This window comes from Duganella sp. BJB476, from assembly GCF_003416895.1.
In the GTDB taxonomy this organism is placed as follows: domain Bacteria; phylum Pseudomonadota; class Gammaproteobacteria; order Burkholderiales; family Burkholderiaceae_D; genus Rugamonas.
In genome coordinates this window covers 27,476-41,335 of sequence record NZ_QVIO01000005.1, presented here as the reverse complement: position 1 = coordinate 41,335, position 13,860 = coordinate 27,476, and the positions used below count along the sequence as shown (strand labels likewise).

At 63.0% G+C, this 13,860-nt stretch carries 9 protein-coding genes; 5 read left to right on the top strand and 4 right to left on the bottom strand.

The genetic code is table 11. The features are described 5' to 3' along the window. Window positions 1–30: 30 nt before the first annotated feature. Together D0T21_RS19985 and D0T21_RS19980 are read left to right on the top strand one after the other, a co-directional pair. Window positions 31–1,299, top strand: a complete 1,269-nt coding sequence (locus tag D0T21_RS19985) for a sugar MFS transporter (protein ID WP_116991109.1) — start codon at window positions 31–33, stop codon at window positions 1,297–1,299. A gap of 10 nt (window positions 1,300–1,309) precedes the next feature. Further along, the gene (locus D0T21_RS19980; protein ID WP_116991108.1) at window positions 1,310–2,317 is read left to right on the top strand and encodes a substrate-binding domain-containing protein; all 1,008 of its coding nucleotides are present in this window, start codon (window positions 1,310–1,312) and stop codon (window positions 2,315–2,317) included. Here the strand turns inward: D0T21_RS19980 and D0T21_RS19975 are convergent. After that, window positions 2,310–2,708 (bottom strand): RidA family protein, encoded by a 399-nt coding sequence (locus D0T21_RS19975; RefSeq protein ID WP_116991107.1) that lies wholly within the window; start codon window positions 2,706–2,708, stop codon window positions 2,310–2,312. The genes D0T21_RS19980 and D0T21_RS19975 overlap by 8 nt on opposite strands. Window positions 2,709–2,777: 69 nt before the next feature. Here D0T21_RS19975 and soxR point away from each other — a divergent pair, with 69 nt between their 5' ends. Beyond that, complete coding sequence (gene soxR / locus D0T21_RS19970; RefSeq protein ID WP_116991106.1) at window positions 2,778–3,215, top strand: redox-sensitive transcriptional activator SoxR; 438 nt, start codon at window positions 2,778–2,780, stop codon at window positions 3,213–3,215. Window positions 3,216–3,235: 20 nt separating this feature from the next. On the opposite strand, the gene D0T21_RS19965 is transcribed toward soxR, so the two are convergent. Further along, the gene (locus tag D0T21_RS19965; RefSeq protein WP_158568027.1) at window positions 3,236–5,122 is read right to left on the bottom strand and encodes an NHL repeat-containing protein; all 1,887 of its coding nucleotides are present in this window, start codon (window positions 5,120–5,122) and stop codon (window positions 3,236–3,238) included. A 240-nt stretch (window positions 5,123–5,362) separates the two neighbouring features. On the opposite strand from D0T21_RS19965, the gene D0T21_RS19960 reads away from it, so the two are divergent. Next, window positions 5,363–6,094, top strand: coding sequence for an SDR family NAD(P)-dependent oxidoreductase (locus D0T21_RS19960; RefSeq protein ID WP_116991104.1), 732 nt, complete (start codon window positions 5,363–5,365; stop codon window positions 6,092–6,094). Beyond that, on the top strand, window positions 6,094–6,741 hold the full coding sequence (locus D0T21_RS19955) for a DsbA family protein (protein WP_116991103.1): 648 nt from the start codon (window positions 6,094–6,096) through the stop codon (window positions 6,739–6,741). Before D0T21_RS19960 ends, D0T21_RS19955 begins: the two co-directional genes overlap by 1 nt. A gap of 46 nt (window positions 6,742–6,787) precedes the next feature. Here D0T21_RS19955 and icmF read toward each other — a convergent pair whose 3' ends face one another. Further along, entirely contained in the window at window positions 6,788–10,075 is a 3,288-nt protein-coding gene (icmF, locus tag D0T21_RS19950) for a fused isobutyryl-CoA mutase/GTPase IcmF (RefSeq protein WP_116991102.1), read from the bottom strand. A gap of 106 nt (window positions 10,076–10,181) precedes the next feature. Further along, entirely contained in the window at window positions 10,182–13,748 is a 3,567-nt protein-coding gene (locus tag D0T21_RS19945; protein ID WP_116991101.1) for an indolepyruvate ferredoxin oxidoreductase family protein, read from the bottom strand. Window positions 13,749–13,860: the final 112 nt, after the last annotated feature.

The window sequence follows — 13,860 nt, the reverse complement described above, 5'->3', positions numbered from 1 at the left end:
TAATATAAATTATAAAAATTCGGAGACAGTATGAAGAACAATCGCATTCTATTTGCGCTATTTCTGATTTACTTTGTTTTTGCGATCCTGCTCAATAGCGTGGGCACGGTCATCCTTCAGGTCATCAACAACTACGGTATCAGCAAATCCAGCGCCAGCGTGCTGGAAGGGTTCAAGGACTTGCCGATTGCGGCGGTATCCTTCCTGATCGCGTCCTTCCTGCCGCGCCTTGGCTACAAGAAGGCCATGCTGACCGGGCTGGCCATCGTCACCGCCGCCTGCGTGGCGATGCCGGTGCTGCCGTCGTTCGCCACCACCAAGCTGCTGTTCTTCTGCGTCGGCGTGTCGTTCGCGCTGGTGAAGGTGTCGGTGTATTCGACGCTGGGACTGATCGCCGCCGACCGCAAGCAGCACGCCAGCATCATGAACCTGCTGGAAGGCTTCTTCATGGTCGGCGTGTTGAGCGCCTACTGGGTGTTCGGTTACTTCATCGATTCGTCCGATCCCTTGTCGCGCAGCTGGTTGCAGGTGTACTGGGTGCTGGCCGTGCTGTGCGCGGTGACGTTCGCGCTGTTGCTGACGACTCCCTTCAACGAGGATATGGCGGCGTTGCCGCAGGGCCGCAGCATCGCGCAGGATTTCGCCGCGATGCTCAAGCTGTTCTTCAAGCCGCTGGTGTGCGTGTTCGTCATCACGGCATTTTTGTATGTGCTGATCGAGCAAAGCGTGGGCACCTGGCTGCCGACGTTTAACAATGAGATTCTGAAACTGCCGGCGGCGATGAGCGTGCAGGTGACCAGCATCTTTGCCGCCTGCCTGGCGATCGGGCGTCTGTCGGCCGGCGTGTTGATGCGCAAATTGAACTGGTATCCGGTGATGAATGCCTGCGTGATCGGCATGGCGGCGATGGTGCTTCTTGCGCTGCCGTTGACGCACAACGTGGTGGCCGATCCGAACATCAGCTGGTCCAGCGCGCCGTTGGCGACCTTCCTGTTCCCGCTGATCGGATTGTTCATGGCGCCGATCTACCCCGGCATCAATTCGGTGATGCTCAGCTCTTTGCCGAAGAACCAGCATTCGGCCATGACCGGCCTGCTGGTGATTTTTTCGGCACTGGGCGGCACCACCGGCTCGCTGATCACCGGCTACGTATTCGGCAACTTCAGCGGCCATTTCGCCTTCTACCTGACCCTGGTGCCCATTTCTATCGTCTTGATTATGTTGTATTTTTTCAAAAAAGCAGTAGATGACGGTGGTGGTGGTTTCGACCCGTCCGCTATAATCAGCGGTCAACATTGAGCACTTGTCTATGAACCTGGAGCGTCTCGCGAACTTACTCGGCATGTCGAAAACCACGGTAAGCCGGGCGTTAAACGGTTACCCCGAGGTCAACGGCCGGACCCGCGAGCGTGTGCTGAAGGCGGCCAAGGAGAACGGCTACCAGGCCAATCCGATGGCGCGCTCGCTGGCGCTGGGGCGCACCAATGTGTTCGGCATCATCTATCCGCTGCTGCCGGCGGACCTGGGCGATCCGATGTTCCTCGACGTGGTGGCCGGCATGTCGGCCGCGCTGGAGCAGGTCAGCAAGAACCTGATCATCGCGCCGGTGTCGCCGGCGGCGGAGCAGCCGTCGTACCAGCAGATCGTGCGCGGACGGCGCGTGGATGGCCTGGTGGTCAGCCGCACGCTGGTGCGCGACGAGCGCATCGCGTTTCTGAGTAAATCAAAATTCCCCTTTGTCGCGCATGGCCGCACGCAGCTTGATGCGCCGTATGCGTGGTTCGACTACGACAATGCGGCGGGCATCCGCATGGCGATGGAGCGCTTGCTGGGATTGGGCCATCAGCGTGTGGCGCTGGTCAGCGCGCCGCTGGAATTGAACTTCGCCCGCCAGCGCAAGGACGCCTTTGTGGCGGCGATGGCGTCGGCCGGGCTGGAAGTGGATACGCGCTACCTGATCGACAACACGCTGGACCGCCGCAGCGGCTACCAGGCGATGCAGCAGTTGCTGGCGTGTTCGCCGCGTCCAACTGCGGTTATCGTCGACAATCATCTGTCCGGCGTTGGCGCCGTGCGCGCGCTGCTCGATGCGGGCATCGATATCGGCAAGGAGATGTCGGTCATCGTCTGGGGCAGCATGGCCGACACGCTGGCCGGCGTCGACGTCACCACGATAGACCAGCCAGACGCGCACAAAGCCGGCGCCCGCATGGTCGAGATGCTGCTGGCGCTGGTGGACGGCAAGCCGGCCGGCGAACTGCAAGAGCTGTGGCAGCCGGTGCTGCTGGCGGGATCGACCGTCGGCGCACCTACTTAGCAATAACCGCTGTTGCTTCGATCTCGAACAGCATGCCGTCCAGCGCCAGGCGTGGCACAGGGATCAGCGTGCAGGCCGGGGTGGGATGCTCGCCCCAGGCGGCGCGCAATGCGTTGCTGAAGATGCCCAGGCGTTCTTCGTTGTGATCGACGATCAGTGCGGTGACTTTGGCGACGTCGCTCAGGCGTGCATCGGCGGCGGCGAGGGCGGTTTGCAGATTGGCCAACGCCTGCCGGACCTGCGCTTCAAAACTTTCCGACAGTACGCCATCGATATTCTCGCCGCCCTGGCCGGCGATGTAGATGATGCGCGCAGGTGCTTCGGCGACGACGACGTGGCTGTAACCGTTGGGGCGGGGATCGTATAGACCGGTGGGGTTGATGAATTTCATGGTGTCCTTCAGGTGGTGTGTGTGAAGACACTATAAAATCTCAACTTAACTTGAGGTCAAGGATTTTATATGGCATCTCCTCCGAAAGAACTCGGCGTCGGCGAGCTGGCCGAGCGGGCCGGCGTGGCGGTATCGGCGTTGCATTTTTATGAGGCCAAGGGACTGATACATTCGGTCCGCTCCAGCGGCAATCAGCGCCGTTATGCGCGTTCGGTGTTGCGTCGCCTTGCGGTGATCAAGGTCGCGCAGCGCGTCGGCCTGCCGCTGGCGGCGATCGCGCAGGCATTGGATGCCCTGCCGTCAGGGCGAACGCCCACCGTGGCCGACTGGCGCCGTCTGTCGGCTGCGTGGAAACTGGAACTGGAAGAGCGCATCAAGACGTTGACGCAGTTGCGCGATCAGCTCGACGGCTGCATCGGCTGCGGATGCCTGTCGCTAAAGGCCTGCCCGCTGCGCAACGCGCAGGACGCGCTGGCGCAGGCAGGCGCGGGTCCACATTTCAGATAGCGCCGGCAGCGACCTGACGCTCAGGGCTGCTCGATCTTCAGCACGGCCTGGGGCGTCGACACGTAGAGCACGCCGTCCGGGCTGGAGGCGATCTGCCGCGGGTTGTCCAGTGTGCCGGGCAGCACGCCCAGGCTGATGCCGAGCACACCGCTTTTGCCCGCCACCGTCGTGACGACCCCGGCCGCGCTGATCTTGCGCACGGTTTGATTGTCGACATCGGCCACATAGAGGTTACCGTTCTTGTCGATGGCAATGCCGCGTGGATGGTTGAATCTGGCGCTGGCGCCGCTGCCGTCCTGATAGCCCGAAGCCGCATCTCCCGCCAGAGTACTGACCTTGCCATCCGAACTGACCTTGAACACGCGGTTATCACCGGTGAAGAACAGGTTGCCGGCGGCATCGCGCGCAATGCCGACCGGATAGGGCGCCTGGCCGGACGATGGACTCACCACGGTCGTCACCACACCCGCAGGGGTCACTTTGCGGATGGCGTTATTGCCGCTATCGGCGACATAAAGGTTGCCGGCAGCATCGATGGTGAGCGCCTGCGGATAGTTGAACGCGGCGTCGGCGCCGACACCGTCGCGATAATTGAGCCGGTCGTTGCCGGCCAGCGTAGTGATCGTGCCGTCAGTCGCGACTTTGCGGATGAGGGTGCCGGTGATCATCAGAACATTGCCGGCCTGGTCGACAGCGATGCCCTGGGCGCCGCTGTTGCCGGTATTTGCTATCGTGGCGGTCACGCCGGCAGGCGTAATCTTGCGCACCCCATTGCCGCCGTTGGTGACGAACAGATTGCCGGCGGTGTCCAGCGTGATGCCGCCGATATAGTCGAAGCGGGCGGCGGCGCCGGTGCCGTCGGCGCTACCGGATTCGCCGGCCATGCCGGCCAGCACGGTCGCGACGCCCGCCGTGACGCGGCAGACCACATTGCCGGCGCCGATCACCAGCTTGCCCGCGCCATCCAGGCCCACGCCAGTCATGCCGGTGGCGCAGCTGCTGGCGCTCTGGTCGGCGGGTGTCAAGGCCATCGCCGATACGCTGCCATCGGCGGAAATTTTGCTAATGCCGCTGGCGGACGTGGCGAGCAGCGCGCCGGATGCATCCAGCAGCAGCGCGTTCGGCTTGGGGAGCCGCGCATACACGCTCGCCGTGCCGTCGGGGGCGATTTTACGGATGCGGTCATCGGCTGTTTCGGCCGCATAGACGTTGCCGGCGGCATCGACCGCCACGCCGCGCTGGCCGTTGTAGTTATAGCCTTCGCCGATCGTCACCACCGTATCTGGCGAACCCAGCGAAACAGGGAGAGTGCTGGCTACACCGGCCGGCGTAATCTTGTGGATGTGATGGGCGCCGGTATCCGACACGTACACATTATCGTCCTTGTCGATGGCGAGGTTGTTGGCAATACTGAACTGGAAAGCGGTATTGTTGCTGGCGAATAAGGTGCTGACGTTGCCGGCCGGGGTGATCTTGCGGACGCTCTGCGGTTCAAGGACCAACAGGTTGCCCTTGCTATCTATCACCAGATCGCTCGGATAGCTCAAGCGTGCTGCATCGCCGGCGCCGTCTGTGCTGCCGCTCTGGCCCGCTTTGCCGGCGAGGGTGGTGACATCGCCGCCAGGCGATATTTTTCGGACGGTGTGGTTGCCGAGGTCGGTAACGTAGATGTTGCCGGCGCTATCAGCGACCGAGCGGTTGGCAAAACTAAAACGCGCTGCCGTTCCTTTGCCGTCCAGCGTACCGCCGCCGCCGATGCTGCCGGCCAGCAGGGAAAGGCTGCCCAGTTTGACTGATGGCACATCAGGAAGCGGCGGCGTGACAGCGCCACTGCCGGAACCGCCGCCGCAAGCCGCCACCATTAAGACCATCGCCAAGGCACCAGCTGCCAACAGTCGTTTTTTCATAACCATCTTTCACAAAAATGTAATATGAGCAAAGATATCATATTTAGAACTTTCCAAGGGGCGAAGAGAACTAATGTGTCGCAGAAGGTAATAATTTACTGTTATTTCAGGTTTATTCATTACATTATGTAACTACTTTCTGTCCACCATCCGTATTTATCTGCCTCCACCTCCAGCGTACAGTGCCTCCATCCGATCGACAGAGGTCGGATTAAACCGACCACTTACTTGGAGAGCATCATGAGCCAGCAACAACAAAAAACCATCATCGTCACCGGCGCGTCGCAGGGCATAGGCGCGGGTGTCGTCAACGCTTTCCTGGCACGCGGCTACAACGTCGTCGCCACCTCGCGCAACATCAGCAAGAGCGCGACGTTTGCGCCCTCGGACCGGCTGGAGCTGGTCGATGGCGATATTGCCGAACGAGCGACCGCGGTCAGCATCGTCGATATCGCCATGAAAAAATTCGGCGGCATCGATGGTCTCGTCAACAACGCCGGCATCTTCATCGCCAAGCCCTTCCTGGAATACACCCAGGATGATTTCAACGCGCTGGTACGCACCAACCTGGATGGCTATTTGCACATCAGCCAGTTGGTGATCCAGCAGATGCTGGCCCAGAAGCGCGGCGGCAGCATCGTCGGCATCAGCAGCACGCTGGTTGATGCGCCCAACGCGGCCCTGACGGCGGCCGTGCCGATGATTACCAAGGGCGGCATCGATGCCATCAGCCGCAGCCTGGCCTCGGAGTTCGCCAAGGATGGCATCCGCGTCAACGTAGTGTCGCCCGGCTCGGTCGACACGCCGCTGTTGAAAGGCATTCCGCAAGACTTCCTGAAGTCGCTGCACCCGATGGGAACCATCTCCAACGTCGAGGACATCGCCGATGCGGTGGTGTACCTGACCGAGGCCAAGCAAGTCACCGGCGAAGTGCTGCGGGTGGACGGCGGCGCACACAACGGCAAATGGTAATGAAGCTGCTCTTTGTTGGTGATCCCATGTGCTCGTGGTGCTACGGCTTCGGCAAGGAAATGACGGCCTTGTCGGAACGCCACCCGGAACTGCCGGTGGAGATCCTGGTCGGCGGCTTGCGCGCCGGCGCCACCGATGTGCTGGACGACAGCGGCAAGCAGTTCCGCCTCACGCACTGGGCGCGCGTCGAGGAAAGCAGCGGTTTGCCGTTCAACCGCAAGGCCTTGATGGCGCGTGAGAACTTCGTCTATGACACTGAGCCGATTTGCCGCGCGGTCGTGACGGCGCGCCGTGTGGCGCCGGGCGCTGATCAACTGGCGGTGTTTCGCGCGCTGCAAAGGGCGTTCTATGTCGACGGCCAGGACACCACCGACGGCGCGGTGCTGGCCCAGGCGGCCGTGGCCGAACTGCAGGGGCAGGGCGTTGCGATGGAGGCCGCCGCCTTCCTGGCGGCGTGGTCGCATCCCGCGACGATCGCCGATGCGCAGGCCGAATTCGCCGCAGTACGGGCGATGGGCATCCGCAGCTTCCCGGCGCTACTGCTCGAAGCCGATGGCCGGCGGATCGGCATCAGTCCCGGTTATGCAAACGTGGATCAACTGGAGCGCCAGCTTGATGAGGTGCTGCGGACGCTGGCGGAGGCCTGAGGTAGAAGCAAACAAGGGGGCGATGATCCGCCCCCTTGTCGCAGTCTTACATATTGCGGCGGTACTGGCCGCCGACTTCGAACAGCGCCGTCGTGATCTGGCCCAGCGAGCAGACGCGCACGGCGTCCATCAGCTTTTCAAACACGTTGGCGTTGTCGATGGCCGCTTGCTGCAACGCTGCCAGCGCTTGCGGCGCGTGCTCCGCATTGCGAGCATGGAAGTCGTCCAGGCGCGTGAGCTGCGACTGCTTCTCGTCGTCGGTGGAGCGCGCCAGTTCGATCTTCTGCGGCTCGCCGGTCGCCTTTGGATTGCGGAAGGTGTTGACGCCGATGATAGGCAGCGTGCCGTCGTGCTTCTGGTGCTCGTACAGCATCGACTCTTCCTGGATCTTGCCACGCTGGTAGCCGGTCTCCATCGCGCCCAGCACGCCGCCACGTTCGGCGATGCGTTCAAACTCCTGCAACACCGCTTCTTCCACCAGGTCGGTCAGCTCTTCCATGATGAACGAGCCCTGGTTCGGGTTCTCGTTCTTGGCCAGGCCCCATTCGCGGTTGATGATCAGCTGGATCGCCAGCGCGCGGCGCACCGATTCATCGGTCGGCGTGGTGATCGCTTCGTCATAGGCGTTGGTGTGCAGCGAGTTGCAGTTGTCGTAGATCGCGATCAGCGCCTGCAGCGTGGTGCGGATGTCGTTGAAGTCGATCTCCTGCGCGTGCAGCGAACGGCCCGACGTCTGCACGTGGTACTTGAGCTTTTGCGAACGGTCGTTGGCGCCGTATTTGTCGCGCATCGCCACCGCCCACAGGCGGCGCGCCACGCGGCCCAGCACCGTGTATTCCGGGTCCATGCCGTTCGAGAAGAAGAACGACAGGTTCGGTGCGAAGTCGTCGATGTGCATGCCGCGCGCCAGGTAGGCTTCCACAAACGTGAAGCCGTTCGACAGCGTGAACGCCAACTGCGAGATCGGGTTCGCGCCCGCTTCGGCGATGTGGTAGCCGGAGATCGACACCGAGTAGAAATTGCGCACCTGGTGGTGGACGAAGTATTCCTGGATGTCGCCCATCACCTTCAGCGAGAACTCGGTCGAGAAGATGCAGGTGTTCTGGCCCTGGTCTTCCTTCAGGATGTCGGCCTGCACGGTGCCGCGCACGTTCTGCAGTACCCAGTCCTTGATCTTGGCCGCTTCGTCGGCGCTAGGCTGGCGCTTGTTCTCTTCGACGAATTTTTCAACCTGCTGGTCGATGGCGGTGTTCATGAACATCGCCAGGATGGTCGGCGCCGGGCCGTTGATGGTCATCGAGACCGAGGTGCTCGGGCTGCACAGGTTGAAGCCGTCGTACAGCACCTTCATGTCGTCCAGCGTGGCGATCGACACGCCGGAGTTACCGACCTTGCCGTAGATGTCAGGACGCAGCGCAGGATCGGCGCCGTACAGGGTTACCGAGTCGAACGCGGTCGACAGGCGCTTGGCGTCCATGCCGGTGGAGACCAGCTTGAAGCGGCGGTTGGTGCGGAAGGCGTCGCCTTCACCGGCGAACATGCGGGTCGGGTCTTCACCTTCGCGCTTGAAGGCGAACACGCCGGCCGTGAACGGGAAGGAGCCCGGCACGTTTTCCAGCATCAGGAAGCGCAGCACTTCGCCGTGGTCCTCATAGCGCGGCAGGGCGACCTTGCGGATCTTGGTGCCGGACAGCGTGTGCTGGATCAGGCGGGTGCGAATTTCCTTGTCGCGGATTTTGACGACGTAATCGTCGCCGGCATACGCGGCCTGCATGTCCGGCCACTGGGCCAGCAGCTTCTTGGCGCCACCGTCCATCTCGGCATCGCGTTCGGCGATCAGGTCGTCGAAGTCGGCGGTCTTGTGGGCGATGGCCAGCATGCGTTTCGATTCGGTCAGCTGCTGGCGTTCGCGCGCCAGCGTGACCTGCTTGCGCGTGAAGCGGTGGTAGCCGCGCACGGTGTCGGCGATCTCCGCCAGGTAGCGCGCGCGTGCCGGCGGCACGATCACGTGTTTGCCGCTGGAGAAGCGCACATCCACCGGCGCCAGCTTGCCTGGCTTGGCCTTCAGGCCGAATTGCTCCAGCTTGGGCAGCAGGCCCTGGTACAGCGAGGTGACGCCGTCGTCGTTGAAGCGCGATGCCTGGGTGCCGTAGACCGGCATTTCTTCCGGCCGCTTGCTCCACATTTCGCGGTTGCGCTGGTACTGCTTGGCGACGTCGCGCAGCGCGTCCTGCGAACCCTTGCGGTCGAATTTGTTGATGGCGATGAAGTCGGCGAAATCGAGCATGTCGATTTTTTCCAGCTGCGATGCGGCGCCGAATTCCGGCGTCATCACGTACATCGACACGTCGACGTGCGGCACGATGGCGGCGTCGCCCTGGCCGATGCCGGAGGTTTCGACGATCACCAGGTCGAAGCCCGCCACTTTGCAGGCGGCGATAACGTCAGGCAGCGCCTGCGAGATTTCGGAGCCCGCTTCGCGCGTGGCCAACGAGCGCATGAAGACGCGGGTCTGGCCGTTCCATGGATTGATCGCGTTCATGCGGATACGGTCGCCCAGCAGCGCGCCGCCGGATTTGCGGCGCGACGGGTCGATCGAGATGATGGCGATGTTGACGGCGTCGCCCTGGTCGAGGCGGATGCGGCGTATCAGTTCATCGGTCAGCGAGGATTTACCGGCGCCGCCGGTGCCGGTGATACCCAGCGTCGGCACGGCCAGGCCTTCTGCGGCGGCCAGCAGTTCGGCGCGCAGGGCAGGGGAGGCTTTATCGTTTTCCAGCGCGGTGATCAGCTGGGCCAGCGGGCGGTGGCGGGCGGCGATGTCGCCGTCTTTCAATGGCGCCAGCGTGGTAGGCGAATAGTTGGACAGGTCGATGTCGCACTGCTGCACCATCCACTGGATCATGCCGACGAGGCCCATGCGCTGGCCGTCTTCCGGGCTGAAGATCTTGGTGACGCCGTAGGCATGCAGGTCGGCGATTTCGTCGGGGACGATGACGCCGCCGCCGCCGCCGAATACCTTGATGTGCGCACCGCCGCGCGCGCGCAGCAGGTCGATCATGTATTTGAAGTATTCGACGTGGCCGCCCTGGTAGCTGGAGATGGCGATGCCTTGCACGTCTTCGGCCAGCGCCGCGGTGACGACTTCGTCGACCGAGCGGTTGTGGCCGAGGTGGACCACTTCGACGCCGTTCGATTGCAGGATGCGGCGCATGATGTTGATCGAGGCGTCGTGGCCGTCGAACAGCGAGGCGGCGGTGACGAAACGGACTTTATTGTTCAGGCGCGGTTGATCCGGCACGGCTACAACTTTCGGAGCGGAGAGGTCGTTCATGGTGTCCCTTGGGCTTTTTTGCTTTGTTCGGTTCATTATATGACGTTTACGTTAACGTCAAGTCAAGCGAATTGTTGGGGCAGGCCGCAGCCTGCCCCAGGTTGCCTTACGCTGCGCGCTGTTGGCTGAATTGCGCCAGCAGGCGCGCCTTCTCGGTACGGAAGGTGGCGACGGCCTTTTCCTTCACGTGGCCGAAGCCGCGCACTTTCTCCGGCAGGCCGGCCAGTTCCACAGCGGTGGCGTGGTTTTCCGGCGACAGCTTGTCCGTCAGCGCGGTGACCATTTCACGGTACTCGACGATCAGCGCGCGCTCCATCTTGCGCTCCTCGGTGTAGCCGAAGATGTCGAACGCGCCACCGCGCAGGCCTTTGAACTTGGCCAGCAGCTTGAACGCGCTCCACATCCACGAACCGAATTCCGCCTTGACCAGGTGGCCCTTGGCGTCCTTCTTGGCGAACATCGGCGGCGCCAGGTTGAACTTGACCGAGAAGTCGCCTTCGAACTGCTGCTTGAGCTGCTCGACGAAACGGCCGTCGGTGTACAGGCGCGCCACTTCGTATTCGTCCTTGTAGGCCATCAGCTTGAAGGCGTACTTGGCGACGGCGGTGGACAGCTTGTTGCCCAGGCCCAGAGCGGTCTCCTTCGCGCGCACCTGCGACACCAGCTGCTCGTAGGTGGTAGCGTAGGCGGCGTTCTGGTACGCGGTCAGGAACTCGACGCGCTTGTTGATGACGTTCTCCAGGCTTTGCGGCATCTGCATCACGATCGCTTGCGTAGGCGTGGCGACGCGCTCGACGCGCTTCAGGTCCACGGCGGCGCGGCGGCCCCACAGGAAGCTCTTCTTGTTGGACGCGATGCCGACGCCGTTCAGCTCAATCGCGCGCAGCAGCGATGCTTCGGTCAGCGGGATGCGGCCCTTCTGCCATGCATAACCCAGCATGAACAGGTTGGCGGCGATGGAGTCGCCCATCAACGCGGTGGCCAGCTTGGTGGCGTCGATGAAATCGGCGGCGCCGGCGCCGACCGATTCCTCAATCAGCGCGCGTACTTCTTCCACCGGATACTGCCAGTCGGCGTTCTGCGCGAAGGTGCCTGGCGGCTGTTCGTGCAGGTTGACGATGGCCAGCGTGCGGCCCGGACGCATTTTCGATACCGCGTCGGCGGCGCCGGCGGTCAGCATGTCGCAGCCGAGGATAACGTCCGCTTCGCCGGTGGCGATGCGTTGCGCTCGCAGGTGGGCCGGGGTCTTGGCGACTTTGACGTGCGACGTGACCGAACCGTTTTTCTGCGACATGCCGGTCATGTCCAGCACCGAAGCGCCTTTGCCTTCCAGGTGAGCGGCCATGCCCATCAGCGCGCCGACGGTGATCACGCCGGTGCCGCCGATGCCGTTGATCAGGATGTTGTACGGCTGCTCGCACGATGGCAGCGCCGGTTCCGGCAGGGCGCCGAAGCCGTCGTGGGCGTTATCTTTCGTCACGCCGGTCTTGGTCTTCTTCAGCGATCCGCCTTCGACGGTGACGAAGCTCGGGCAGAAGCCTTTCACGCACGAGTAGTCCTTGTTGCAGGACGACTGGTCGATGGTGCGCTTGCGGCCAAACTCCGTTTCCTTCGGCAGGATGGAGGTGCAGTTGGACTGGATGCCGCAGTCGCCGCAGCCTTCGCACACGGCTTCGTTGATGACCATGCGCTTGGCCGGGTCGGGGAACTCGCCTTTTTTCCGGCGACGGCGCTTCTCGGCCGCGCAGGTCTGGTCGTAGATCAGCACCGATACGCCGCCGATTTCGCGCAGCTCGCGCTGGACTGCGTCCATGTCCTTGCGGTCGTGAAGGCTGACGATGGATGGCAGGGCGCTGCGGTCGGTGTAGCGGCCCAGGTCTTCGGTGACCAGCGCGATGCGTTTGACGCCTTCGGCCGCCATCTGCTGTGCGATCATCGGCACCGAGGTGATGCCGTCGACCGGCTGGCCGCCCGTCATCGCCACCGCGTCGTTGTAGAGGATCTTGTAGGTCATGTTGACCTTGGCCGCCACGGCTGCGCGGATCGCCAGGTAGCCGGAGTGGAAGTAGGTGCCGTCGCCCAGGTTCTGGAACACGTGCGGGATCTTCGAGAACGCGGCCTGGCCGATCCACGGTGCGCCTTCGCCACCCATGTGCGTGGTCAGCTTGTTGAACTCTGGGTAGATCGAGGTCGCCATCACGTGGCAGCCGATGCCGGCCAGCGCCAGGCTGCCCTCAGGGACTTTGGTCGAGGTGTTGTGCGGGCATCCGGAGCAGTAGAACGCTGGACGGAACGGGGTGTTGATGGCTTTCTTCAGCACCGCGTCTTTGGCGTCGAGGAAGGTCAGGCGGGCCTTGATATGGTCGCAGGTGACCGGGTCCGAGATCAGGCGCTTGACGCGCGAGGCGATCACGCGCGCCACTTGCGACACCGAGAAGTCGGCCTTGGAAGTCAGCAGCCATTCGCCGCGAGGGGCGACCCATTCGCCTTTTTCATCGAACTTGCCGATCACGCGCGGACGCACGTCGTCGCGCCAGTTGTACAGCTGTTCCTTCAACTGGTACTCGACGATCTGGCGCTTTTCCTCGACCACCAGGATCTCGTCCAGGCCCTGCGCGAATTCGCGCACGCTGTCCGGTTCCAGCGGCCATGGCATCGCGACCTTGAACAGGCGCAGGCCGACGTCGGCCGCCATCTTCTCGTCGATGCCCAGTTCTTCCAGCGCTTCCAGCACGTCCAGGTAGGACTTGCCGGAGGCGATGATGCCCAGCTTGGCGTTCGGGCTGGTGATGGTGGTGTGATTCAGTTTGTTCTCGCGCGCATAGGCCAGCGCGGCGTAGATTTTGTAGTCCTGCATCAGCGCTTCCTGATTGCGCGCCTGCTGGCCCAGCGGGATGCTGGACAGGCGTGCATTCAGGCCGCCTTCCGGCATGACGAAGTCCTGCGGGATCTTGACCTCGACGCGGAACGGATCGGCGTCGACCGAGGCCGACGATTCGACCGTATCGGCCAGCGCCTTGAACGCCACCGTGCAGCCGGAGAAGCGCGACATGGCCCAGCCGTGGATACCCAGGTCCAGGTATTCCTGCACATTGCATGGATACAGCAGCGGGATCATCGAGGCCGAGAACAGGTGGTCCGACTGGTGCGGCAGCGTCGACGAATAGGCGCCGTGGTCGTCGCCGGCCACCAGCAGCACGCCGCCGTGCTTCGAAGTGCCGGCGTGGTTCATGTGCTTGAAGACGTCGCCGCAGCGGTCCACGCCCGGGCCCTTGCCGTACCACATGGCGAACACGCCGTCGTACTTGGCTTCGCCGATCAGGTCGACCTGTTGCGAACCCCAGACGGCGGTCGCGGCCAGATCCTCGTTCACGCCCGGCACGAATTGCACGTGGTGCGCTTCCAGGTGCGGCTTGGCTTTCCACAGGTTTTCATCCAGGCCGCCCAGCGGCGAGCCGCGGTAGCCGGAAATGAAACCGGCGGTGTTCAGGCCGGCCGCCTGGTCGCGCACGCGCTGCATCATCGGCAGGCGCACCAGGGCTTGGATGCCGGACAGGAAGATGTCGCCCTTGATGGCTGTGTATTTGTCGTCGAGGCTGACGGTGGTCAGGCGGGATGGGGCGGTGGCGTCTCTGGTGGACGTTGCTGGGCCGTTTGCCGTGGTATCGGGCATGGTGGTGTCTCCGGTTTTGTGTCAGATCGCGCCCAAACTTGGTGGCGCCGGGTAGGCGCGCCAGGATCAGGCCATGGGCCGCATGGTTAGCGGCGTTGCAGGTATTTTAGGC